The 24,947-nt window shown below is 28.2% G+C and carries 25 protein-coding genes and 2 tRNA genes; 12 read left to right on the top strand and 15 right to left on the bottom strand.

Features of this window, described 5'->3' with window-relative positions:
• Positions 1–8 precede the first annotated feature (8 nt).
• On the bottom strand, positions 9–1,577 hold the full coding sequence (gene ubiB, locus B9N70_RS05870; RefSeq protein ID WP_085114864.1) for a 2-polyprenylphenol 6-hydroxylase: 1,569 nt from the start codon (positions 1,575–1,577) through the stop codon (positions 9–11).
• Entirely contained in the window at positions 1,577–2,281 is a 705-nt protein-coding gene (gene ubiE, locus B9N70_RS05865) for a bifunctional demethylmenaquinone methyltransferase/2-methoxy-6-polyprenyl-1,4-benzoquinol methylase UbiE (RefSeq protein ID WP_085114863.1), read from the bottom strand. Before ubiE ends, ubiB begins: the two co-directional genes overlap by 1 nt.
• A 31-nt stretch (positions 2,282–2,312) precedes the next feature.
• Here ubiE and mutM point away from each other — a divergent pair, with 31 nt between their 5' ends.
• The 4 genes from mutM to dnaN all read left to right on the top strand — a co-directional run bounded on the left by mutM (position 2,313) and on the right by dnaN (position 6,288).
• Positions 2,313–3,176 (top strand): bifunctional DNA-formamidopyrimidine glycosylase/DNA-(apurinic or apyrimidinic site) lyase, encoded by an 864-nt coding sequence (gene mutM, locus B9N70_RS05860; protein WP_085114862.1) that lies wholly within the window; start codon positions 2,313–2,315, stop codon positions 3,174–3,176.
• A 50-nt stretch (positions 3,177–3,226) separates the two neighbouring features.
• Entirely contained in the window at positions 3,227–3,487 is a 261-nt protein-coding gene (rpsT, locus tag B9N70_RS05855) for a 30S ribosomal protein S20 (RefSeq protein WP_085114861.1), read from the top strand.
• A 277-nt stretch (positions 3,488–3,764) separates the two neighbouring features.
• Positions 3,765–5,186, top strand: coding sequence for a chromosomal replication initiator protein DnaA (gene dnaA, locus B9N70_RS05850; protein WP_085114860.1), 1,422 nt, complete (start codon positions 3,765–3,767; stop codon positions 5,184–5,186).
• Entirely contained in the window at positions 5,176–6,288 is a 1,113-nt protein-coding gene (dnaN, locus tag B9N70_RS05845; RefSeq protein ID WP_085114859.1) for a DNA polymerase III subunit beta, read from the top strand. The genes dnaA and dnaN overlap by 11 nt, the downstream gene beginning before the upstream one ends.
• On the opposite strand, the gene B9N70_RS05840 is transcribed toward dnaN, so the two are convergent.
• The 3 genes from B9N70_RS05840 to argH form a co-directional block, all read right to left on the bottom strand.
• Positions 6,285–6,986, bottom strand: a complete 702-nt coding sequence (locus tag B9N70_RS05840; protein WP_085114858.1) for a lysophospholipid acyltransferase family protein — start codon at positions 6,984–6,986, stop codon at positions 6,285–6,287. The genes dnaN and B9N70_RS05840 overlap by 4 nt on opposite strands.
• Before the next feature lie 11 nt (positions 6,987–6,997).
• The gene (lysA, locus tag B9N70_RS05835; protein ID WP_085114857.1) at positions 6,998–8,212 is read right to left on the bottom strand and encodes a diaminopimelate decarboxylase; all 1,215 of its coding nucleotides are present in this window, start codon (positions 8,210–8,212) and stop codon (positions 6,998–7,000) included.
• Positions 8,213–8,339: 127 nt separating this feature from the next.
• Positions 8,340–9,731 carry an argininosuccinate lyase gene (gene argH / locus B9N70_RS05830; RefSeq protein WP_085114856.1) on the bottom strand — a complete coding sequence of 464 codons (1,392 nt, stop codon included), beginning with the start codon at positions 9,729–9,731 and terminating at the stop codon, positions 8,340–8,342.
• A 24-nt stretch (positions 9,732–9,755) separates the two neighbouring features.
• On the opposite strand from argH, the gene B9N70_RS05825 reads away from it, so the two are divergent.
• The gene (locus tag B9N70_RS05825; RefSeq protein ID WP_085114855.1) at positions 9,756–10,265 is read left to right on the top strand and encodes a TlpA family protein disulfide reductase; all 510 of its coding nucleotides are present in this window, start codon (positions 9,756–9,758) and stop codon (positions 10,263–10,265) included.
• Here the strand turns inward: B9N70_RS05825 and B9N70_RS05820 are convergent.
• Positions 10,262–10,465, bottom strand: coding sequence for a twin transmembrane helix small protein (locus tag B9N70_RS05820; RefSeq protein ID WP_085114854.1), 204 nt, complete (start codon positions 10,463–10,465; stop codon positions 10,262–10,264). The two genes, B9N70_RS05825 and B9N70_RS05820, sit on opposite strands and share 4 nt — an antisense overlap.
• Positions 10,466–10,515: 50 nt before the next feature.
• Here B9N70_RS05820 and B9N70_RS05815 point away from each other — a divergent pair, with 50 nt between their 5' ends.
• Positions 10,516–11,166, top strand: coding sequence for an alpha/beta hydrolase (locus tag B9N70_RS05815; RefSeq protein ID WP_085114853.1), 651 nt, complete (start codon positions 10,516–10,518; stop codon positions 11,164–11,166).
• 48 nt (positions 11,167–11,214) lie between these two features.
• Positions 11,215–11,784, top strand: coding sequence for an HNH endonuclease (locus tag B9N70_RS05810; RefSeq protein ID WP_085114852.1), 570 nt, complete (start codon positions 11,215–11,217; stop codon positions 11,782–11,784).
• A gap of 6 nt (positions 11,785–11,790) precedes the next feature.
• Here B9N70_RS05810 and B9N70_RS05805 read toward each other — a convergent pair whose 3' ends face one another.
• Genes B9N70_RS05805 through B9N70_RS05795 form a run of 3 tightly spaced genes read right to left on the bottom strand, consistent with a single transcriptional unit; the run spans position 11,791 to position 13,391 of the window.
• Complete coding sequence (locus B9N70_RS05805; RefSeq protein ID WP_085114851.1) at positions 11,791–12,318, bottom strand: demethoxyubiquinone hydroxylase family protein; 528 nt, start codon at positions 12,316–12,318, stop codon at positions 11,791–11,793.
• Complete coding sequence (locus B9N70_RS05800; RefSeq protein ID WP_231909383.1) at positions 12,302–12,730, bottom strand: disulfide bond formation protein B; 429 nt, start codon at positions 12,728–12,730, stop codon at positions 12,302–12,304. Before B9N70_RS05800 ends, B9N70_RS05805 begins: the two co-directional genes overlap by 17 nt.
• A gap of 55 nt (positions 12,731–12,785) precedes the next feature.
• Entirely contained in the window at positions 12,786–13,391 is a 606-nt protein-coding gene (locus tag B9N70_RS05795; RefSeq protein WP_085114849.1) for a YqaA family protein, read from the bottom strand.
• Positions 13,392–13,450: 59 nt separating this feature from the next.
• Here B9N70_RS05795 and B9N70_RS05790 point away from each other — a divergent pair.
• Positions 13,451–13,535: transfer RNA gene (locus B9N70_RS05790), tRNA-Leu, on the top strand.
• 6 nt (positions 13,536–13,541) lie between these two features.
• On the top strand, positions 13,542–15,239 hold the full coding sequence (locus B9N70_RS05785) for an AMP-dependent synthetase/ligase (RefSeq protein ID WP_085114848.1): 1,698 nt from the start codon (positions 13,542–13,544) through the stop codon (positions 15,237–15,239).
• A 361-nt stretch (positions 15,240–15,600) separates the two neighbouring features.
• Here the strand turns inward: B9N70_RS05785 and B9N70_RS05780 are convergent, their stop codons facing one another.
• The 4 genes from B9N70_RS05780 to B9N70_RS05765 are packed head-to-tail and all read right to left on the bottom strand — an operon-like array spanning position 15,601 to position 19,676.
• Positions 15,601–16,512: a CarD family transcriptional regulator gene (locus tag B9N70_RS05780; RefSeq protein WP_085114847.1), complete on the bottom strand. Its 912-nt coding sequence runs from the start codon at positions 16,510–16,512 to the stop codon at positions 15,601–15,603.
• The gene (gene fdxA, locus B9N70_RS05775) at positions 16,454–16,780 is read right to left on the bottom strand and encodes a ferredoxin FdxA (RefSeq protein WP_085114846.1); all 327 of its coding nucleotides are present in this window, start codon (positions 16,778–16,780) and stop codon (positions 16,454–16,456) included. Before fdxA ends, B9N70_RS05780 begins: the two co-directional genes overlap by 59 nt.
• Positions 16,780–17,193, bottom strand: a complete 414-nt coding sequence (locus B9N70_RS05770) for a tellurite resistance TerB family protein (protein ID WP_085114845.1) — start codon at positions 17,191–17,193, stop codon at positions 16,780–16,782. The genes fdxA and B9N70_RS05770 overlap by 1 nt, the downstream gene beginning before the upstream one ends.
• A 2-nt stretch (positions 17,194–17,195) precedes the next feature.
• On the bottom strand, positions 17,196–19,676 hold the full coding sequence (locus tag B9N70_RS05765) for a helicase-related protein (RefSeq protein WP_085114844.1): 2,481 nt from the start codon (positions 19,674–19,676) through the stop codon (positions 17,196–17,198).
• A gap of 208 nt (positions 19,677–19,884) precedes the next feature.
• Here B9N70_RS05765 and B9N70_RS05760 point away from each other — a divergent pair, with 208 nt between their 5' ends.
• Both B9N70_RS05760 and B9N70_RS05755 read left to right on the top strand, forming a co-directional pair.
• Positions 19,885–20,892, top strand: a complete 1,008-nt coding sequence (locus B9N70_RS05760; RefSeq protein ID WP_085114843.1) for a TAXI family TRAP transporter solute-binding subunit — start codon at positions 19,885–19,887, stop codon at positions 20,890–20,892.
• A 48-nt stretch (positions 20,893–20,940) separates the two neighbouring features.
• A complete protein-coding gene (locus B9N70_RS05755; RefSeq protein ID WP_085114842.1) occupies positions 20,941–22,950 on the top strand; it encodes a TRAP transporter permease in 2,010 nt (669 codons plus the stop codon).
• Here the strand turns inward: B9N70_RS05755 and B9N70_RS05750 are convergent.
• The gene (locus B9N70_RS05750; RefSeq protein WP_085114841.1) at positions 22,947–23,372 is read right to left on the bottom strand and encodes a PaaI family thioesterase; all 426 of its coding nucleotides are present in this window, start codon (positions 23,370–23,372) and stop codon (positions 22,947–22,949) included. The two genes, B9N70_RS05755 and B9N70_RS05750, sit on opposite strands and share 4 nt — an antisense overlap.
• A gap of 113 nt (positions 23,373–23,485) precedes the next feature.
• Positions 23,486–23,562 (bottom strand) — tRNA-Arg (locus B9N70_RS05745).
• 73 nt (positions 23,563–23,635) lie between these two features.
• Between B9N70_RS05745 and B9N70_RS05740 the strand changes: the two genes are divergently transcribed.
• On the top strand, positions 23,636–24,811 hold the full coding sequence (locus B9N70_RS05740; RefSeq protein WP_085114840.1) for an acetyl-CoA C-acetyltransferase: 1,176 nt from the start codon (positions 23,636–23,638) through the stop codon (positions 24,809–24,811).
• The last annotated feature ends 136 nt before the right edge of the window (positions 24,812–24,947 follow it).

Below are 24,947 nucleotides of genomic sequence, written 5' to 3'. Positions count from 1 at the left end.
CGAAGGAATTAAAATACTAATAAACCAATAATTACAACTGCTAAAATTCCAATAACAGATTGATTTCTAAATGCCATCATTTCTGACTTCTTATTATTTAAAGCCGTAAAAGAATTTGAGTTTTGAGGTATTTGTCCACTTGCTAAATACGTTAGAGCTTGATTTGCCTTATCCATGATTTCAGGAAAGTCTGGCAATCTTTTAATTACTTCAGAGGTATTTTGAAGAGTTTCATTAATTGTATTCAAAGGATCTTTTGTTTCTCTTAACCAGCTTTCTAAAACTGGCTTAGAGGTTGTCCAAATATTTGTTTCTGGGTTTAGTTTCCTTGCAACTCCCTCAACTACAACCATTGTCTTTTGTAACATTAATAACTGCGGTTGAGTTTGCATATTAAATTTTTCAGTAACATCAAACAACTGCTTAAGAAGTTTACCACCCGAAATGTCTTTAACAGCCTGTCCAAAAATCGGTTCTCCAATTGATCTTAAAGCCTGAGCCAGATCATCTATTGGTACTTCTTTAGGTACCAAGCCTGCAATTAAATGAACTTCAGCAACTTTTTTATAATCTCTCTGAATAAAACCAAATAAGATTTCAGCCAAAAATCTTTTACTCATTTTATCCAAACGACCCATTATTCCAAAATCAATAGGCACAATTTGACCGTTAGTATCTACAAATATATTTCCCTGATGCATATCTGCATGAAAAAAACCATCTCTTACAGCATGTCTTAAAAAATGTTGAATTATATCTTCAGCAATTTTATTTGTATCAATATTTTGTTTTTTAAGTTCATCAGTCTCCCTGATTGAAACACCATCAATCCAATCTAATGTCATTACATTTTCACTTGTAAAATTCCAATAGATTTTAGGTACTCTAAAACCAGCATCATTTTTTGTATTTTCTGCGTATTCATTCGCAGCTGCGGCTTCAAATCTAAGATCCATTTCTAAATTAGTGATTTCCTTTAATAAAAAAACAACTTCAACTAACTTTAACCTTTGGGTTTTTTTTACAATAGATTCAATTAAAAAAGCAAATAGCATCATTGCATCAATCTCTTCATTAAAGATTTTCTTAATATCTGGTCTTAAGATTTTAATTGCAACGTCTTTAATAGTTCCATTGTCATCTATTTGCGCTTTGTGTACTTGTGCAATAGATGCTGCTGCTACAGGCTCACTTAAATTAATTATAGAATTATAGGTTTCTTCACCAAGATCTTTTTTTATAATTTCTTTAGCTTGATAGATTGAAAACGGAGGAAGTCTATCTTGTAAATTTTCTAATTTTTTTGATAGTTCTTCACCAATTATATCAGGTCTAGTTGCTAAAAATTGTCCAAGTTTAATAAAAGTTGTGCCCATTGATTCTAATGAGCTTGATAATCTTTGACCTTCATCTTGGTCTATATTTGAATGTTTTTTTTCCGAAAAAGAAAACGCTAAAATTTTAAATAAAATTTTTACTGCTAAGGGAGGTTCTTTAAATTTTGATGTAATTTTAAGAATATCTGATTTAGCAATTTTTCTTCCAAGCTTGAAAAGTATGATTAATTTTTTTATCATTAGTATTTCCAGCCACTATGAATTGAAACAATCCCTCCAGATAAATTACGGTATGAGCACTTTTTAAAACCATTTTGTTCCATTAATGCAATTAATTCTTCTTGATTAATAAAATTTTCAATACTTTTTACTAAATATTCATAAGGTTCTTTTTCACCAACGACTAGACCACCGACTAATGGAATAAGTTTTGAATAATTTTTGTAAAAAAAATCTAAATTAGAGTTTAATATCTTTGAAAATTCTAAACATAAAAATCTACCACCAGGTTTTAAAACCCTATGAGCTTCTGCCAGGGCCTTGTTAATATTTTTTGTGTTTCTTAAGCCAAAACTAATACTATAAAAATCAAAACAATTTTTTTGAACAGGTATATTTTCTGCTGGAGCAATTACCCATTTAATGTTTTTATAACTCTTTAATTTCCCTTTTCCTTTAGCAATCATGCTTTGATTGGGATCTACACAGTAAATTAAATTGTTAGATTTAGTATTATCTAGAAATAATTTTCCAATATCACCAGTACCGCAAGCAACATCAATCAAGGTGCTATTAAAAGAAGGATTCATCATATTAATCAAATTCTTTTTCCACACTCTATGAACGCCTAATGACATAAAGTCATTCATTAGATCATATTTATCATACACCTTGTCAAAGACACTTTGGACTAGCCCTTTTTTATTTTGGAGATATTGTTGCATAAAATATTTTATACAATCAATATAGTATTAAATGCCAGAATTACCAGAAGTAGAAATAGTAAGACAATCTCTAGATAAAAAGATTCAAAAAAAAAAGGTAAAAAAAGTAATTATAAGAAATAGAAGTTTAAGATTTAAAATCCCTAGAGGTTTTGAGAAATTTTTGGAAAATAAAACTATTGTTAAAGTTTCAAGGTTTTCAAAATATTTAATTATTTATCTCTCAAATAATCAATTTTGTGTAGTTCATCTTGGGATGTCAGGTACAATTCATTTAATTGATTTTAAGGATAAAAAAGATGTTACTAACTTAAGTTTTTACAATTCACCATTTTTACCAAAAAAACATAATCATGTAGAAATTATTTTTGATAATTTCAAAGTTATTTATAATGATCCAAGAAGATTTGGTTTTTTTCAAATAATTGAAAACAATAGAGATTTAAAAAAAAGATTTATTCATCTAGGACCAGAACCATTTGATAATAAATTTAATTTAAAATATTTTCAAAAATTTATTCAAAATAAATTAAAAACCATTAAAGATTTATTAATTGATCAAAAATTTGTTTCAGGAATTGGTAATATTTATGCAAGTGAGATTTTATTTTTAAGTAGAGTTAACCCTAGTAAAAAGATTAGATCTCTTAACAAAAAAGAGTGTAATCAAATAATATCTAATTCTAAAAAAGTTCTTTTGAATGCAATTAATAAAGGTGGTTCTAGCATTAGAGACTTTAAAAACACAGATGGTAGTAAAGGAGGTTTTCAAGATAGTTTTAAAGTTTATCAAAGAGAAGGAGAGTGTTGTAAAAGATTTAATTGCGATGGAATAATAATAAAAAAAGTAATCGCTAACAGATCAACTTTTTTTTGTAATTACTGTCAAATTTAAATAATTATTTGATTGACCGATATAAATTCTCAAGCTATACCCCTGCGCATATGGCTAACACAAAATCAGCAATTAAAAGAATTAGAAGAATTTCCAAACAAACTGCAGTTAATAAAGCTAGAAAAAGCAGATATAGAAATGCTCTAAAGAAAATGAACCTTCTGATTGTAGATAAGAAAAAAGATGAGGCTCTTAAATTCTTGCCTAAATTGAATTCTGAGCTTATGAAAATTGCAAAATCTGGGATTATAAAAAAACAAAACGCCTCTAGAAACGTTTCTAGAATTACTAAAAAAATATCCTCGCTATAAGTTTATAACTTGTAGTTGATTCAACTTTAACAACACGCTTAATGTAGATTGAATGGAAGCATTCAATCAATATTTAGATTTGGTAAATAAATTAATAGTTTAAATCCAACCTGAAGTTTTATTTCCACTAGAATAATAAAAATATTATTGTCAAAAGAATTTTTTTTATGTGACAAAAATCTCTACACTTTCAGATTTAATTTATTTTTTAATTTAAAAATTTATATCTTGAAAATATTTTTAGATAGGTCTAAGTGGAGTCTCTTCCAAAAAAGAAATGAACAACACAACTACAAATAAAAATATAGAAACATTAAATCAAAATAATTTGGACTGGAGTTTAATTCAGTCTCAAATGAAAAATAAACTTGGTGTTGAGATTTATGAAAGTTGGCTTAAAAAAATTAATTTTGTTGAAGAGTTTAATAATTACATTCTGTTAACAGTTCCAACAAGATTTATTAGAGATTGGATTACATCAAGGTATTTAGATCAAATATTACAGATTATTAAAGCCCATAAAAAAGATATAATTAGAATAGAATTTAAAATTGCAGAATTAAAATCAAGCAAGAAAGATGTTGGCGAGGAGATCACCAAAGACACAATTAATGATAAAAATGTTTCTTTTATCAAAGACTCGTATCTTCAATATAATAGAATAGATCCAAATAAAAGATTTGACAATTTTCTTACTGGTTCAAGCAACAAATTAGCATATGAGGCCTCTATAAAAGTTTCTGAAAATATATCTCATTATAATCCGTTATATATTTACGGCGGTGTAGGAATGGGAAAAACTCATTTGTTGAATTCAATTGGTTTAGAATTAAAAAAAGATAACAAGGTAATGTTTATTTCTGCTGAAAGATTTATGTATCAATTTGTTAAATCTATAAAAACAAATGACATGGTAAAGTTTAAAGAATACTTCAGAAATACTGATATTTTGTTGATTGATGATATTCAATTTATGAATGGCAAAGAAGCAATGCAGGAAGAATTCTTTCATACCTTTAACGCTTTGCTTGATAAAGGATCACAGATAATTGTTTCTGCAGACAGGGCGCCTAACAAATTATCTAGAATTCAAGAGAGAATAAAATCAAGATTCTCTGGAGGTTTGGTGATTGATATACAAAAACCAGATTACGAATTAAGAAAAAAAATAGTTATCCAAAAAACAGAAGAACTCAATAAATTATATTCAGATCAGATTAATATTTCAAAAGAAATTCAAGAATATATAAGCACTGAAATCACTACCAGTATTAGAGAGCTTGTTGGAGCAATAAATAGAATAATTTCATTTTCTAGAATTTACAACAAAGCACCAAATTTAGCTGAGACAAAAGTTGTTCTAAAAGACCTTTTAAATATATCTGAAAACAAGGTGACAATTGATTTAATACAAACACTTGTATGCAGGTTTTTCAAAATAAGCAAAAATGAAATGTTGTCTTCTAGAAGATCAAGATATCTTGTGAGACCAAGACAAACAGCGATATATTTGACTAAAATTTTAACCTCAAAATCATTACCTGAAATTGGAAGAGAGTTTTCGAACAGAGATCATACAACTATTATTCATTCTGTTAAAACGATAGAAAAGCTTAAAGAAAAAGATCCTGAGATGGTAGAAAATATAAATAAGTTAAAAAATCAAATATTATATAATAATAAAGATAATGAAATTTAACGTAAACCAGCAAGATCTACAACAAGCACTAAGTTATTGCCAAGGTGTCATAGAAAAAAGAAGCACTCTTCCAATTCTTTCAAATGTTTTACTTGATGCAAGTAGTTCGAAGTTAACTATTACAGCAACTGACTTAGATTTAATTTTTATTCATCAAATTAAAAATATTGAAGTAGTTGAAGAAGGCAAGACAACAACCACATCATCAATTATGTATGATATTGTGAGAAAATTTTCTTTGGGGAAAAAAATTAATTTATCGTTGTCAGATACAAGTAAATTGCAATTAGAATCTGAAAAATCAATTTTTAATTTAAATTGTATAAGTCACTCTGAATTTCCACTTACTGATGAAAATTTTAATGAAAATGAGTTTTCAATTAATTCAAAAAGTTTATTAAAACTTCTTAATAAATGTAAATTCTCAGTTTCTAATGATGAAACTAGACATTATTTGAGTGGGATATATTTTCATCAAACTGAAGTAGAAGATAAAAATTACCTAACATCAGTTGCCACAGACAGTCATAGAATGTCTATTTCAAAGATACGACTCCATGAAAAAATAAACTTTGAGCCAATTATTTTGCCAAAGAAAACAATATTTCAGCTGGTTTCTCTTTTAGATAACTATGATGGTGATGTTAAAATATCTAATGTAAAATCTAAAATTAAATTTGAGCTAGATAATAGTATTTTGATTTCAAAATTAATTGATGGAAAATTTCCAAATTATATTCAAGTAATTCCTAAGAATAATCAAAAAAAACTTGAAATAGATTTAAAATCATTTTTAGGTTCAGTTGATCGTGTAGCTTCAGTATCTTTAGACAAAAAAGATGGTGTTAAATTTAACTTAACAAAAGATGCATTAAATCTTTCAGTAAATAATACTAACAGTGGGGATGGTAATGAAACACTTAGTGTAAAATTTGACCATGACTTAGAGATAAGTTTTAATTCAAGATATCTAATTGACGTTGCCTCCCAATTAGATGGTGAAAAAATTGAGATTTATTTCAATGATACTGGATCACCAGCTTTAATTAAAGATCCTTCAGATTTTGATAGTATTTATGTTGTGATGCCTATGAAGGGTTAATTAACCCTATCTAATTCATTATAAATTTTTTTTTCTAATTCTCTCGTAAATTCATTTTTATCCATTCCTAGTGTTATTTTAGGTAATATAGATATTGTAATATCTTTTTTTGATTGTTTTAAACCTTTTTTGGGCCAAATATAACCAGAGTTTATTGCTACTGGTTGACAAGATATTTTCAACTCATCATAGATCCTGCCTACACCTTTTTTAAAAGCTGGTCTTTCCTCTGGGTTAACCCTAGTTCCTTGCGGAAAAATTATTAAAGGTCTTTTACTTTTATTTATTATTTTTGATACATCTTCAAAAAAACTTAAATTATCTTTTGTAACCTTATTTCTTTTTATAGAAATTGATCCTATCTTTTTTAGATACCATCCAAAAATAGGGATTAAAATAAGCTCTCTTTTTAAAATAAATACAGGTGAATTAAAAATTGTTTGTAAGTAAAATGTTTCAAACATTGATTGATGAGAAGCTGCAATAAAAAATTTTTCGTTATCTATAATATTTTCTGAGCCTAGGATTTTTATTTTCACTGATAAAATATTTTTGAGACAAAAACCTGTCCAATAACCCATTAATTTACCTCCAATTAAAATTATTTTTTGGGGCAAAATTAATGCTGGCAGGAATACAATTGATATAAAAATAATTCCTGAAAAAAAAATTATAGAAAATATAATATTTCTTAACATTATTTTGAATATTATATTAGATCAGATATTTTTTGCCTCTTATTTAAAATCTGAACTTTTGAATTTTTGATTAAAATTTCCAATGGTTTTGGTCTAAGGTTATAATTCGAAGCTAAAGACATTCCATAAGCACCAACATCACAAATAGCCAGATAATCTTTTTCATTCAATTTTTGATATCTTTTGATTGTTGAAAAAGTGTCAGTGCTCTCACATACAGGGCCAACAAATTCATAACTTTTTTTTGATATTTTTTTAATTTTGTTTAGAGGAATAATTTTATGTTTTGCACCATACAAAGCAGGTCTCATCAAATCATTCATGGCAGCGTCTAAAATTACAAAATCTTTTTTAAATCCCTCTTTGATATAAATAATCTTAGTTATTAAAATACTAGAATTTCCTACTATAGATCTTCCAGGTTCAAATATAATTTTACATTTATTAGCCTTTAAAAATTTTTTTATTTCTATGGAGTATTTTTTTAAATCTAATTTAGAATGATCGTGATTATAATCAATTCCCATTCCTCCTCCTAAATCAACATATTCAAACTTATAATTTGACAGCTTTATTACTTTACTTACTACACTTAGCATTTTTTGATATGGTTTATGACTAAGAATCTGACTACCAATGTGTACGCTTAAACATTTTAAATTAAGAATTTCAGATTTCTTTGCCATATTGACTAATTTTAAAAATGTTTTTTGAGCTACACCAAACTTATTTTCTTTTTTACCTGTTGATATTTGGCTTAAAGTTTTAGCGTCTGTATTTGGGTTAAGTCTGATCCCTATATTAACAATTTTTTTTTTCTTTTTAGCAATTTTTTCTATTTGCAATATTTCACTTTTAGACTCTGTATTTATCAAAAGTATGTTTCTATTTATTGCATATTCAATTTCTTCATAAGTTTTTCCAACTCCAGAAAATACAATCTTTTTAGGACTAATTCCTGCTTTAAGAGCTTTCATTAGCTCACCAACTGATACAACATCTGCACCAAGGTTATTTTTTTTTATTTCTTTTAAAATTCCTAAATTAGAATTAGCTTTTACTGCATAACATATTAGAGGGTTTATACTTTTGAAATGTGATTTAATATTTTTAATGTTAGCTTCAATTGTTTTTAGGGAATAACAATAAATAGGTGTTTTAAATTTTTTTGCAATATTGCCTATATCTAAATGATCTATAGTAAGTTTATTTTTTTTATAAATCATGAAAATGTAGTTATTTGGATACTTTTCTTCTCTACATTTTGATTATCTTCTTTGTAAACTGGGTCTCCTTTTTTACCACAAGAACAAATTAGAATAGAGATAAACAGCAATATATAAATTTTTTTTATCATTTATTCTTTTTGTATTTCATTATCATTCTTTTTATGTTTTCAAAAGATGTTCCTCCATAAGATTTTTTTGAATTTATTGAATTTCTTAAGTCAAAAACTTTTAAAACATCACTTGTTAATTTTGGTTCAATTTTTTTTAATTCTTCAATTTTTAAATCATTTAACTTCTTCTTCTTTTTTTCTGCATAATTCACAATCTCTGCAGTTTTTTGATATGCTTTTCTAAAAGACATTGCATGATTTTTTACCAAATAATCAGCTAGATCGGTGGCTGTAATAAAACCTAAATTAGCCAACTCTAACATTTTCTTTTTATTAGGAGAGATATTTTTTAAAATTTCATCAAATATCATTAAACAATTGATCAATGTATCGTACGATTTAAAAACTATTTCCTTATCATCCTGCATATCCTTGAAGTAAGATAAGGGTAAGCCCTTAAGTATTGTTAACATCGAAAATAAATTTCCAAATGAAATTCCAGATTTACCTCTTAAATATTCAAGCAGATCAGGGTTCTTTTTTTGTGGCATTATAGAAGACCCAGTTACGACTTTATCTGATAGTTGAATTAAATTAAAACCATCTGAGTTCCAAATGATTAATTCTTCTGCAATTCTCGAAATATGCATTGAACAAACAGACACACAATAAAGGAAATCCAATACAAAATCTCTATCTGATACGGTATCTATTGAATTATTAGTTGGTTGATTGAAACCAAGTTTGTTTGAAGAATAATGCCTATCAATATTAAATGAAGTCCCTGAAAGTGCTGCTACACCGAGCGGACATTCATTTAAATTGTCTAGGTTATTAGTAAATCTTTTCTTATCTCTTTTAAAAATTTCCACATAAGCCATGAAGTAATGTGCCAATGAAATTGGTTGAGCATTTTTCAGATGAGTAAAACCAGGCATTATAGTTTCAATATTTTTTTCTGATAATTTTAGAGTTGATTTAATAATTTTTTCGATATTTGTATTAATTTCTTTGGTAGCTGACTTTATCCATAATTTAAAATCAGTAATTACCTGATCATTTCTTGATCTTGCAGTATGAATATAGCCAGCCTCTTCTCCTATCATTTGAAAAAGTTGTTTCTCAATATTCATATGAATATCTTCATATTTTTTATTAAATTCAAAATTATTTTTTGAAATTTGCTTTTCTATTTTTTGCAATCCATAAATAATCTTATTTTTAACCTTAAAAGATATTATTTTTTGTTTGAAAAGCATTTCAACATGGACAATTGAGCCACGGATATCTTCTTTGTATAATCTTTTATCAATATCAATTGAGCTACCAACTTTAGCAAAAAGTGTAGAGGCTTTTTTCTTTATTCTGGTATTCCAAATTGCTTGGTTGTTTTTATTTTTAGCCATGATAATTACTTATACCTATTAAATATGAGATTTTTAGTAATTTTTATTTTCTTTATTTCTCATGCAATAGCTGATGATTTTCCAAAAATCAAAAATCTTATCATCAATAAAGAATTAAAAACGTATGAAAATATTACTTTCCTTGATGCTAATGAAAAAATTATAAATTTATCTGAATTAAGAGGAAAATTAGTATTATTGAATTTTTGGGCTACTTGGTGCGCACCTTGCAAAGAAGAAATGCCTTCACTTGATGGATTAAAATTGACACCAGAGCTGAGTAATATTGAAATATTTCCTATTAATATAGGAAAAGATAGTTTCAAAAAATCTGATCGATTTTTTAAAGATTTAGATATTAAAAATTTGAATATTTATTTTGATAATCCAAAAACATTGGCCAAAGATTTAAGTCTACGGGGAGTTCCAACAACAATTTTATTTAATAAAGAAGGTGAGGAATTTGCAAGAGTCATTGGTTCGATAGATTTTTTAGATAAAGAATTTATTGAGTGGATTAAAAATTATAATTAATTTTTAAAAAAATAAGCGAAAACTATTAGAAGAATTATCGCAATAAATTGCAATAGAACCCTCAGCTGCATTAATTTATTGGAGTATTTTTTACTTGTGCTCCCACCCTTAAACAATGTGCCAATTCCAAGAATGAGAACTATGCCGACTGCAAGCAAAAGGACAATTGATAAAATTTTAACAAATATTCCTGTAAACATAATTTTATTGTAAAGTGTTTATCAAAATAAAAAACATATTAAATTTATTTATGACATTTTGTCTTGAAAGCACAATTATAAAACCAGAAAAAAATGATAATATTAACAATATTGTTGTTTTATTTCATGGATATGGTGGTGACGGTAAAGACATAAGCATGCTTACACTAAATTGGAAAAGACATTTACCAAACACAGTTTTTATTTGTCCAAATGGTCATGAACAATGTTCAATAAATCCATCTGGCTACCAATGGTTTGATTTAACAAAAGATGATCCAAAATATATTTTGGATGAGTCTTTAAAAGCGGAAAAAAAAATTAATAAATTTTTAGATGAAATTAAAGAAGAATATCAACTTGAAAATAATCAAATTTGTTTATCTGGATTTAGTCAAGGATGTATGATGTCAATAAATGTAGGTCTCACAGCCGAGAAGTCTTTTAGTAGTATTGTTGGATTTTCAGGAAAGATAATTAATTCTGAAAATCTAAAACTAAGAAAAAAAAATAATACAAATGTTCTTTTGCTTCATGGTGATCAAGATGATATTGTTTCACCTACTTATTTATTAGAAGCAAAAGATTTTCTCCTGAGAGAGAAAGTTAATGTTGAAACTCATCTTATTAAAAATTGTGCACATCACATTCCAATTGAAGCATCTAGCATAGCTTTAAATTATATTTTAAAAAATATTTAACACATTAGTAATATTGATATCAGCTTTTAATTGTTATAAGATTTTTTAATGAATGATTTTATTGAGCAAAGTGTTTCACTTGAAAAGTGTCCTGCACTTGTATTGAATGCAGATTATAGACCTTTAAGTTATTATCCACTTTCTCTTTGGTCTTGGCAGGATGCAGTCAAATCTGTTTTTTTAGATCGTGTAGTTATTGTTAGTAACTATGATAGACAAATTAGAAGTCCATCTTTTGAAATGAAGCTTCCAAGTGTCATAGCATTGAAAAGTTATATAGTTCCACAAACTAAACCAAGTTTTACAAGATTTAATGTATTTTTAAGAGATCGTTTTTCATGCCAATACTGCGGAAGTGGAGAAGAGTTAACGTTTGATCATCTGCTGCCGAGATCTAAAGGTGGGGAAACAAATTGGGATAATGTTGTAACAGCATGCTCTACTTGTAATGTAAAAAAAGGTGGAAAACTTCTTAAGTTTTCTGGAATGAAATTAAATCAACATCCATTTCAACCATCTACAGAAGACTTGCATAAGAATGGAAAACATTTCCCCCCAAATTATTTGCATAAAAGTTGGATGGATTATTTATATTGGGATGTTGAGCTAGAAAATTAAAAAAGTTTAGATTTTTTCAGAAATATTAATTGCAATTTTAGATCCAGTTTTAATAACTTTATCGAGAATTGAATAACAGCCTTTTTTAGTTGCACCTTTTTCATAGGCTATATCTTTATGATGCAGTTCGTCTTCTCTAAACTTAGTTATATTTTTTTTTAATTCTTTTTCTGTTTTGTCTAATTGATCTATTTGACTTTGATAATGTTTATCAATCACCTCCTCAACTGAAGCAGTACAAAGCATTGCAGCTTTTTTTCCAAGAATTGTGGAACCAAAACCCAGGGCAACACCTAGCAAATCCCATAAAGGTAAAAGTTTGGTTGGTTTAATATCTCTTTTCTTAATCTCCTTTTCAAAAAATTCACAATGTTCTTTTTCGTGAACTTTCATTTCCTCAATTATCTTTTTTAATTTTTCGTTTTTAACTAAGGTATTTAAAGCAAGAAGTTGACCTTCATATATTTTGACAGCTCCCCTTTCACCAGCGTGATCTACACGAATAAATTCTTCAATTTTATTTTTTGATATCATGATTATTAGTAAGTGATAAAATTTTAAGTGACATTATTAACATTAATACGCTAGTAAATAAATTATACGTTGTAAGTGATAAACCAAAAATCCTAAATGCTACATTTTTGCAGCTAATGTTTAATTCTTTTAATGAATTTAAAATTTGCTCTCTAGTCATCAAATCAATATTTTGTGATGCGCATACAGTGGATTCTTCCACAAAACCTTGCTCTATACCAAAATGGTATACCGAAATGATGATTGAAAATGAAAACACTAATATCAATAGAATATTATGGAATAGTTGATCTTTCTTAAAAAAATTATTTAAAATTAAAATGATTATAGCAAGTCCATATGGAATTCTTTCAATTATACATAAATTACAAGGTTGGTAGCCAAGAACATATTCAATAATTAAAGCCGACAATAAAATTAAACAGCTTAATGTAAATAAAATTCGTAAATAATGTTGTTTTGTTAAACTAAACATGAAATTTTTTTAACAAATAAATTATTGCTCCAATAATTACTATAATGATACCAATTATAGTAAACCATTTTTGTCCATGTTTGTTCATATAGTCCGTAAAAGCATCGCCAAATTTTGCTGATAAGTAGGAAACTATAAAAAATCTGAGTCCTCGTGAAATAAGACTTATAAAAATAAAAACTATTAAATTAAAGCCGATCAAACCACTTGTAATAGTAAAAACTTTATAAGGTAGAGGAGTAAATCCTGCTAAAAATAAAATAGCTAACCATGTATAAAATCCAGTTCCCTCAGCTAAAGCATTTTTTATGTTATTCACTTTTTCTTGGTAATTATAAAACTCAACAATAGTCATTGCGAAATCAAAAAAAAAGGCACCTAGCACATAGCCAAAAATCCCACCTAAAACTGAAAAAATAGTTGCTATTAAAAAAATTCTTAAAAAATCTTTCTTTTTTGCAACTGCCATGGGTGCAATCATCACATCTGGCGGGATTGGAAAAAAAGAACTTTCTATAAAAGAAATAATACCTAAAAAATAGTTAGAGTTCTTATGAGCAGCTAACTTAAGACATTTATTATAAAGTTGAGTAAACATTTTTTTGTTTTTTAATATAATTATAGTTCTTATACTATTTAAATTATATTTTTATATAAGGGCGAATGGCGGAACTGGTAGACGCGCACGACTCAAAATCGTGTTTCGCAAGAAGTGAGAGTTCGATTCTCTCTTCGCCCACCAAAAATTATGAAATTAGAGAATTATAACAACCTTCTAGAGTTATTTTTTGATCGATATCAAGTCGAAAATAAAAATGAAATTTTTTTACAATCACTTAAAAATCAAACTCTAAATTTTACTTGGAAACAAACATTTGATGCTATTCAAAATTTCTCATTTTTTCTTGATCAATATATTAGTCATAATGATAGGTGTTTATTAATTTCAGAAAATAGACCAGAGTGGTTGATTTCAGACTTGGCCATAATGTTATCAAAAGGAATATCTGTACCTGCTTATACAACTTATGTTGAAAGAGATTATGAATTTTTAATTGAAGATTGTAAACCTTCAGTGGTTATTGTTTCTGATGCTATTCAATTTAAAAAAATTAATAATTTAATAAATAAATATTCTTTCATTAAAAAAGTTATTAGTTTTGAAAATATCGAAGATAAAAATGTTACTTATATAGAAGAAATTTTTAGAAGGACATATAAGAAAGAAAAGAATTTAAAAGAGATTGATATAAGTAGAAAAGATATTTCATGTATAATTTATACATCTGGCACACAAGGAAACCCCAAAGGCGTGATGCTAAGTCATGGAGGTATTCTTAATAATTGTGAAGGTTCGTCAAAACTACTTCGAGAAATTATAACTACCAAACCCAAGTTTCTTACATGGCTGCCATTATCTCATTCATATGAACACACAGTACAATTTGTTCAAATAGCAGTAGGTGCAAGAATTTTTTATGCCGAAAGTATAGATAAACTTGTTAAGAATATGAATGATTGTAATCCAGATATTATAATGACAGCAGTGCCAAGATTTTATCAAAATTTATATCAAAAAATAACTTCAACTTTTAAAAAAGCAACAGGTGTAAAAAAATTTTTGATAAATTCAACTTTACAAATTGGAAGAAAAAATTTTTTAAAAGAAAATTTATCAAACTATGAAAAATTTATAAATTTAGTTTGTGATAAATTGGTAAGAAAAAAAATAAAATCTCAATTTGGTGGAAATTTAAAAGCATTTATATCTGGAGGGGGTGCTCTAGATTATAATGTTGGGGTATTTTTAAATTCAATTGGATTACCAACTTTACAAGGTTATGGTTTAACAGAAACATCACCTGTTGTGAGTTGCAATCCTATTAATGACATTAGAATAGACACTGTTGGCCCTCCATTTGAGGGAAACGATGTAAAAATTGCAGATGACGGTGAGATATTAGTTAAGGGCGAAAATGTAATGTTGGGTTACTGGAATAATACTTTAGAGACAAACAATGTTATTAAAAATGGATGGTTGCACACTGGTGATATTGGGATATTGGAAGATGGATTTCTCAAAATTACAGATAGAAAGAAAGATATTTTGATTACCCCTGGTGGAGATAATATTTCACCTGTTAAAATAGAGGGTGAATTAACAAAAATAGAATTTATAGAACAAGCATTAGTTTATGGTGACAACAAACCTTTTTTAGTTGCTCTAATAGTAGTCAATAACAATTTTAAAAATATAGATAATAAAATTATTGAAGCAGAAATAGAAAAAATAAATAAACAACTAAGTAAAATAGAAAAAATAAAAAAATTTTTTATTATTGATAATCAATTTTCAATTGAAAATGGATATATGACGCCCACATTAAAATTAAAAAGATTTAAAATTATTAAAGAATATAAAAAAGAATTAGAAAATCTTTATTAATAAAATAAAATATAATTAGTTATTTAACGCATAAACATTAACTTTTTTTAACAAAGAGAATTAAGTTAAATTTAATTTTTTTTTAAATTTTATTTTTATTTTTGTAAATTTTTGTTTTTAATTAATGATTTGACATAACTTGTTTAAAAAAATAAAAATAAGTTAACAACGAATCAACTTGATTCGTTTAACTAAATAAGGGAGCTAAAGATGCCTAAGAAAAGAAAAAAAGCGGCAAAGAAAACTAAGAAAAAAGCTAAGAAAAAAGCTAAAAAGAAGGCTAAAAAAAGAAGAAGATAGTCACTTAGTTATCTTTACAAAAAACGCTTCTCATAACTTTTTGTGTGAGAGGCGTTTTTTTTTATTCGTCTATAGGATCAGTATCTTCAGTGTCACCAATTGGCTCTTCTGTTGGCAATTCTGTAGTCGTCTTTGGTGCTACAGGAGCAGGTTGTGGTGTACCACCTAAATTTCTTTTAAGAGCTTTATCCAATTTTTTTTGTGTATCTTCTAAAGAAACTCCGAGAACAATTTGAAATTCTGATAAAATTCTTTCATAAGCTTTTTCAAACAATTGTCTTTCACTGTAAGATTGATCAACCATAAGATCATCACCTTTATTAAGATCTCTTACTACTTCAGCTAATTCATATATTTTTCCTGAGGAAATTTTTGCTTCATATTCTTGAGCTCTTCTACTCCACATTGATCTCTTGATTTTTGGTTTACTTTTTAAAATCGAAATACATTTATTAACCTGGTTGATTGTAGCTAGAGGTCTAAGATGTGATTGTTTATTCACAGGAACCATTCCATTAGCTTTATCTTTTTCAAATTTTATCACATAAGTTTCGACGTCAATCCCACCAATATTAATCTTTTTAAATTCAGTAATTTGACCTACGCCATGCTTTGGATAAACAACGTAATCTTTAACTTTATATTCTTTTTTTTCAGTTTCTTGCTTTTTAACTTTTTTGATTTCAGGTTTTACTTCATTACTTTTTGAAATTCTTAAATTATCTGTTTTAACCTCTGCGGTCTGGGTAACATTATTAGCTACTTTTTTACTCTCAACTTTTTTTGTTTTAGATATAGTTTTTTTTTTAGTAGTTTTGTTTGCAGTTTTCTTAGGTAAAACTTTTTTTGCTTTCGCAACTTTTTTAGCGACTTTTTTTGTTACTTTTTTAGTTTTTTTTTTAGGAGAGTCTTTTTTAAAGGTTTTCTTTAAAATATTTTTCAAACTTATTTTGCTCATTTTTAAATTTTTCATGATCCGATGGTGGATCTTTTTTTTCACTTATATTGGGCCAGATTTCAGAGTATTGTTTATTGATCTCTAACCATTTTTCGCTACCAGGTTCAGTATCAGCAGTGATGGCATCAACCGGACATTCAGGCTCGCAAACGCCACAATCTATACACTCATCCGGTTTAATTACAAGCATATTTTTACCTTCATAAAAGCAATCAACTGGACAGACTTCAACACAATCCATTAATTTACATTTTATACATTTGTCGTTTACGATATAAGTCATTACAAATTTTCTTTTTTAATTTCTTCTTTAATATCCCCCATTACTTTACTATCAATGTAAAGCAACCCCGCAAGTCTTCTCATTAAATTTGTTTCATAAATATCAGCGTCTTTATTTGAGTAAATGATCTTCCAAAGTGATTTTATAATCTTAATTTTATCAGTTTCTTCAAGATTTTTTATCTCTCTTGTAAAGTCTAATATTTGATTAGAGTTCTCTTCATATTGTTTTGCTTTAGTTATTAATTCATTTAAATCATTACTTTCTGCTCCAAGTTCAATCAGAGTTTTCTTGATGATTTCTTCTTCTTCAGCAGAATAATTTTCATCTATTTTAGCAGTATGGATAAGTAGCGCACCAACCTTTATTAAATTAGTAGAATTTTCTTGTTTATCTTTTTTGTTAAAAAACATTTCTAATTTAAATTTAAATCTTTAAGTACCCCAAATGGATTTTCTTTCTTTATTTTTTGATCTTTTGTTTTTTTAAATTTTTTCTTAGGCAAATATCTAAAAAATATTTCACCTTCTTTTTCTGTGACTCTATAGTTCATTTTTATGATTAATTTTTTGAAATTATCTTTACTACATCCTAGAAGATTTAGCATTTCTGGTACTAATTTAATTTCTTTACTCTCCTCAGATCCAGAATTAATTATTTGCATAAATAATCTCTCCAAAATATCAATTCTTACAAAAAAGTTATCAAACTTCTCAAAACCACATAATAGCATAAAATTTTTATTTTTATTATCATTGTCATCAATGAAATTTAATCCAAAGGTTGGAGGTTTAAGTTTAAAATATTTTTGATGATAATTTTTCCATAACAAAGTTCGAATAGTTACAGGCTCAGGTTTAATCAATTTATATAAAAAAATATGATATCTTCCAAATTTGACACCTAAATCTCTTAAAATTTTTCTATCAACTTGTTCCAAATTTTTTAAATAATCAGATACATTCTCTCTTTTTAATACACCATTATTTTCATACAATTGATAAGCTAGTGCTTTTATTGAAGATTTTTTTTCTTTAAGATTTTTTAAATCTACTAAACTCTGTAAAACTGTATCAATTTTATTTTTTAACCATTTTTTAATAAACAAATTTAGTTTTTGTTTTTGGTCTTGTTCAAGAATATCATCAACAATTAAATCAATATTTGGGCTTAAATAATCATGACCAGATGTAAGTTTAGCTATTACAAAATTATTCCAATAGATTTTGAAATCATCTTTAAGCTCAATTAACCCAGTATCAATTATGTTTTGAATTCTTTTTTCTAACTCTGGTCCTATAGATTGTCTTGCTGCTTTTTTTAGAGATTTTATATCAGTTTCAAGAGCACCTTTTTTGAGATCAAGCTCAAGTTTCAATCCATTAATTTTACCAATGAATTGACCATCTATTTTGACATCATTATTTTCTAATATCTCAGTTTTAAATTCCATATCTTGTTTTAAACCTCTTGCAAGAATACTTGCTCTTTTATCAATAAAAGTTTTTGTAAGTTCTTCATGAAGTCTATCTGAAAGTCTATCTTCTAAGAGTTTTGTTTTTTCTATCCAATATTCTTGATTTTCGATCCAATTATTTTTATTCGAAACATAAGACCAAGTTCTTACATTTGCAATTCTATTTGATAAAGAATCTACATTTCCCTCTAATTTATCCAATTTCATAAGCTGCAATCTCATAAATTCATCAGATATTTTGCCTTTTTCACTAGATAAAAATTTAAAAACATTTTCAATTACCTCATAATGATTTCCGTAAGTTTTTTTAACAAAATCTGGTATCTGACAACATTCCCAAAGGAGACTGAGTTTTTTGCTATCGAAATCTATATTTTCAAGATTTTTATCTCTTAGAAAAAATTTTAAAGCTTTTTCATCTTCACATTCATGAATTTTTCTTAACCATTCTCTTTGAGGTTTTTCTTCTAAAGATTTTATTAAACTTCGAGGATTGTTAAAATTCAGATTTGAATTTCTCCAAAATAAAGTTCTTATCTCTTCAAATTTATGGTTTTCTAATAAATCTACTTCTTCAGCATTTATTTCCTTACAATCTCCCGTAATTCCAAAGCTTCCATCATTAAGATATCTGCCAGCTCTACCTGCAATTTGTCCTATTTCAGATAAGTTAAGTTTTCTAAGTTTTCTTCCGTCAAACTTCTTTAAATTTGAAAAATATACATAATCCAAATCCATGTTGATACCCATTCCTATGGCATCGGTTGCAACTAAAAAATCTACATCTCCTGATTGATATAATTCAACTTGGGCATTTCTAGTTTTTGGACTAAGGGATCCCATAACAATTGCAGCACCACCCTTCTGCCTTCTAATTAATTCTGCTATTGCATAAACTTCCTCAGCTGAAAAAGCTATAATTGCAGTTTTTCTATTTATTCTTGAAATTTTTTTATGACCTGCATAAGTAAGCTTTGATAGTCGTTCGCGATTTATAAATTCAATATCATCATCTAATTTAGAAATAATTTTTTTTATAGTACTTGATCCCATTAACATTGTTAATTTGGTGCCTCTCATGTTTAACAATCGATCAGTAAAGATATGCCCACGTTCATGATCAGCACACATTTGAATTTCATCAACACCAACAAACTCTAAATCTTTATCAATTGGCATTGATTCAACAGTGCATAAGAAATACTTTGCGTTAGATGGAATTATTTTTTCTTCACCTGTTATCAAAGCAACTTTATCCAGGCTTATTTTTTTAATTACCTTGTCATAAACTTCTCGTGCCAATAATCTTAAGGGAAAACCAATCATTCCACTATCAAATGAAAGCATAGTGTCTATTGCTAAGTGAGTTTTTCCAGTGTTAGTTGGTCCAAGAACTGCTGTGATTTTATCTTTTGTCATATCTATGATTGGTATATCTTTTTTTTCTAATACTAGATATTGTTACCGTTAAAGAACAAAAATAGACTAAAACATGTCCGAATCGCCCTGTTAAATGTTCTCATTTTTGCTCTAATTAAATAAATTATATGCGTACATTCTTTCATACTTGTTTTAATGAATAAATGTTAAAATTAATTTTTTAAATTAACAATAAGAAGGAATAAAGATGTTTAAAAAGATATTAAAAAGTTTTGGACTTGTTTTATTTTTATCAAGTTCAATTTTTGGTAAAGCTTATAGTGCTGATTTAACCTTTTTCACAATTGGAACAGGTGGAACAGCTTATACATATTATCCAGTCGGAGGGATGATTGCGAATGCAATATCTAAACCACCAGGATCTAGAGAGTGTGGTAAAGGTGGAAGTTGTGGAGTTGAAGGGTTGATTGCTTCTGCAGTTTCATCAAGAGGATCTGTTGATAATGTTAATGCAATCTTATCAGGTCTAAGAAATTCAGGTTTTGCTCAATCAGATGTTGCTTATTGGGCTTACACAGGCACTGGAACAATGGAAGGTAAAGAACCTGCGAAAGATTTAAGAACAATTGCAGCTTTATTTGAAGAACATATTCACCTAGTAACTCTTAAAAAAAATAAGATTAATTCTGTTAAAGATCTTAAAGGTAAAAGAGTATCCCTAGATGAACCAGGTTCTGGTACATATGTTGATGCATTATTAATTTTAGAGGCTAATGGACTTTCAGAAAAAGATGTGAAAGCGGAAGCTCTAAAAGGAAATGCTGCAACAGATGCTTTAAGAAATGGTAAAGTTGATGCAATATTTGTTGTTGCTGGTTATCCAACAGGTGCTATCGTTGAATTAGCATCAGCAGTTGATATTAAACTTGTTCCAATTGATGGAGCAGGTGCTAAAAAATTAACTGACAAGTATGGCTTCTTCTCACAAAGTGCTATTCCTAGTGGAACATATGAAAATGTTGGAACTACAAACACGGTAGCAGTTGGTGCACAGTGGTTTACATCTGCAAAAGAAGATGATGACTTAATCTATAATATTACTAAAGCATTATGGAATAAGGAATCAAGAAAACTTATGGATGTAGGTCATGCAAAAGGAAAAACTATTACACCAGATACTGCATTATCTGGAGTTGGGGTTCCTTTGCATCCTGGAGCAGAGCGTTTTTATAAAGAGGCTGGCTTAATAAAATAACTAAGATAAAAACAAACCCTGGATTTCTAATTAATCCAGGGTTTTTTTATGGAAAAAAATTCAACATCAATTGAAGATTTAAAAAAATTTGAGGAAAAATATGATCCTCAGTTATCATTTAGAAAATTAGGACCAAAATTATCAATTATTGTCACTACCATTTTAGTTTCAATGTCGCTTTATCATTTTTGGGCATCTGGTTTTGGTTTAGTTCGAGAAGTTTTACATAGAGGCATTCATATTGCTTATGTTATCGGATTAGTTTTTATTGTTTTTAGCTGGAAAAAAAATACTGAGAATGAAACAAATAAAACCTTGTTTTCTTTTCAAAATGTTTCTGTCCTAGATTATATATTTGCAATTTTAACAGTTACATCTGCTTTATACCTTCCTTTGCTTCCTTCAGAAATTTTAGCAGCAAGAGTTGGAAACCCAGAGTTAATCGATGTTGCTATGGGATCAGTATTAATTTTGCTAACTTTAGAGGCTGCTCGAAGATCTGTTGGTCCAACACTTCCAATTATTAGCATAATATTTATCTTATTTGCTATATTTGGACCGTATGCGCCAGGAGCATTGAAACATGGAGGTACGAGCTGGTTAGGCTTCGTGAATCATATCTATATTACTAACCAAGGTGTTTATGGAATAGCTGTTGGAGTTATGGCGCAGTATGTATTTTTATTTATTTTATTTGGAGTGTTAGCAACAAGAGTAGGTCTTGGCAAATTATTCATTGATTTAGCAATGTTGCTTGCGGGCAGGTATTCTGGTGGGCCAGCTAAAGTTGCAATTTTCTCCTCAGCATTTATGGGTACAATTTCAGGTTCATCAATTGCAAATACTGTGACCACGGGTTCATTAACTATTCCTGCAATGAAAAAAATTGGATATCCATCACATTTTTCAGGAGCTGTTGAGGCAGCTTCCTCTACTGGTGGACAAATTACACCACCAATACTTGGAGCAGCAGCATTCATTATGGTTGAGTATTTGGGATTACCATTAAAAGATATTTTAGCAGCTGCTTTATTGCCAGCTTTATTTCATTATTTTGGAATTTTTATAATGGTTCATTTGGAGGCAAAAAAACTTGGCTTAAGGGGTTTAAATCAGAAAGAACTTCCCAAGTTTTTTGAAATTATGAAAGATAACTGGTTATCATTGCTACCATTAATAGTATTAGTTTATTTTATCTTAGCAGGAAGAACTCCTGATTTTGCAGCAATATATGGTATTATTGCTTGTGTAGTTGTTGGAATATTAAAACCAAAAAATAAACTTAACTTTATTGATCTATGGAACTGTCTAGCTTCAGGAGCTAAAAATACTCTTGCGGTTGGCGCAGCCGCAACATGTGTTGGAATAATTGTTGGAGTAGTTACTTTAACTGGTGTTGGTTTCAGGTTGGGATTTGTTGTTTTACAAACAGCAGGAGATATAGGAAATTTTTTTTCTAATATCTGGCCAATTTCGTATTTTAGTTTTGATCAATTAAAATTATTTTTTTCACTAGTTTTAATAGCAATCTCCTGCATAGTTATGGGAGCTGGAATACCAACAACAGCCACATATATCATTTTAGTTGCAGTTGCAGCACCTGCTCTTGCTCAATTAAATATTGAACCATTAGTTGCACATTTTTTTGTGTTTTATTATGGTGTGTTGGCTGATATTACACCGCCAGTTGCGCTTGCAGCATATGCGGCATCTGGAATTGCAAAATCAAACCCATTTAAAACTGGTAATACTGCCTTTAGATTGGGAATTGCTAAGGCGTTAGTTCCTTTTGTTTTTGTTTATTCTCCATCATTGCTTTTAATCACTAATGATTTCGATTTGATTAAACTAACTGTAACAGTTTTGGGCACTCTAATGGGTATTGGTTTAATTGGGATTGCCTTTACTGGATATTGGATAAAACCTTTGAAAACTTTTGAACAGTGGTTTTTAGGTTTGGCAGCTTTATTATTTGTTGCACCAGGTTTAAATTCAATGATTGTTGGTTTAATCGCAATATCGCCTACAATTTATTTTCAGTTTTTTAAAAAAGTTTAGCCACCTGGCCCAAAATTAGACTGTTTTACTTTTAAAATTTTCCATATTCCTGATGCAGAAGCTATAATTTTGTCATTACAAAAAAGTTCACAAAATAAAAATATTAAAGTGTTTGTTTTTTTTAGTATTTTTGTTCTACCAATGATTTCATCATTAGTTTTTGAAGCACCTATAAATTTTAAATCTAAAGAAATAGTTACACACGGAGCACCATTTGCAGATCGATGAGCAGATGTTCCAGCACCAGCATCAATTAGAGCAGCAATATAACCACCATGAGTTATACCTGCTGCATTAAGATGATTTTCATTAATTGTTGATTTAAATTCATATTCAGTTTCTGATATATTTCTAAACAATAAGCCACCATTATGTTTCATGAACCCTGGTTTTAAACTTATTTGTTCATATTTATTTTCCATAAGCCTAAAGAACAAATGTTAGAATTAATAAAATAAATAAAATAAAAGCAAAAAAAATAACAACTGAGTTTTGTAATGAGGATTTTAAAAGTTTTTTTATCATTTTAATTTTATGGCGCACCTCGAAGGAGTCGAACCCTCAACCTGCTGATCCGTAGTCAGCCGCTCTATCCAATTGAGCTAGAGGTGCTGATTGTTAATAGTTTTTATTAATATAGTATTATCACTTTTTAATGTAATTTGTTAAAAATCATATTCTAAAAATGAATAATAAACTAAATGAAGTAGTAATAGTAGCTGCTGTGAGAACTCCTATTGGTGCGTACAAAGGTTCATTAAAAGATATTAAGGCTGATCAGTTAGGTTCGTTAGTTATTAAAGAAGTTATTAATCGATCTGGTATCGATAAAAATGAAGTGAATGAAGTAATTATGGGTCAGGTTTTAACTGCTGGTGCAGGGCAAAATCCTGCAAGACAAGCTGCAATTAACGCAGGGATATCAAAATCAATACCTGCTTATTTAGTCAATCAAGTTTGTGGTTCTGGTTTAAGGTCGGTAATATCTGGCTTTCAATCCTTAAAGCTTAATGAGGCAAAATATGTAATTTGTGGAGGTCAAGAGAATATGTCATTAGCACCTCACTCACTATCTTACAGAAATGAGAAGTTATTATCTGAAGACAGATTAAAAGACACTATGGTTTTTGATGGTTTAATTGATGCATTTAATAATTACCATATGGGCGTAACCGCTGAAAATATTGCAGAGAAGTATAAGATTTCAAGAGAAGAACAAGATGACTTTGCTTTAAACTCACAAAATAAGGCTCAAAAAAGTTTAGAGCAAAATAAATTTAGTGATGAGATCATAAAAGTGGACACAGAAAATGTTTTATTAGAAAATGATGAACATCCTAGAAAAGACTTAAAGATTGAAGATTTAAAAAAATTAAAAACAGTTTTTAAAGAAAATGGAACAGTTACACCTGGTAATTCATCTGGAATTAACGATGGTGCAGCAGCAGTTGTTCTTACAACTTTGGAAGAGGCTAAACAGAAATATTTAAAGCCTCTTGTAAAAATTACATCTTGGGCATCTGTTGGAGTTGATCCATCATTAATGGGTTTAGGTCCAATAGAAGCGGTTAGAATGGCTTTAAAAAAAACTAATTGGAAAATAGATGATGTTGATTTATTTGAAATTAATGAAGCTTTTGCTGCTCAAAGTATTGCAGTTATCAGAGAGCTAAATATTGATAAAAATAAAGTTAATGTTAATGGAGGCGCAATAGCATTAGGACACCCAATTGGTGCGTCTGGAACAAGAATTTTAGTGACATTAATTTATGAGATGTTAAGGCAAAACAAAGCCAAAGGTTGCGCTACACTTTGTATTGGGGGTGGAATGGGTATAGCAATTTGTATAGAAAAAATCTAAAAATTAGTTTTATTAAATTTTTCTTCTAAAATAATTTTTTGAATCCAAATTTGACTATCAAGTGGATTAAAATTCTTGTTTTTTAAAATTTTAAATATTAATTTTTTTATCATATTTAAAATTTTTCATCTAAGAT

This window comes from Candidatus Pelagibacter sp. HIMB1321 (genome assembly GCF_900177485.1).
Lineage (GTDB): Bacteria > Pseudomonadota > Alphaproteobacteria > Pelagibacterales > Pelagibacteraceae > Pelagibacter.
This window is presented reverse-complemented; position numbering and strand designations above follow the sequence as displayed.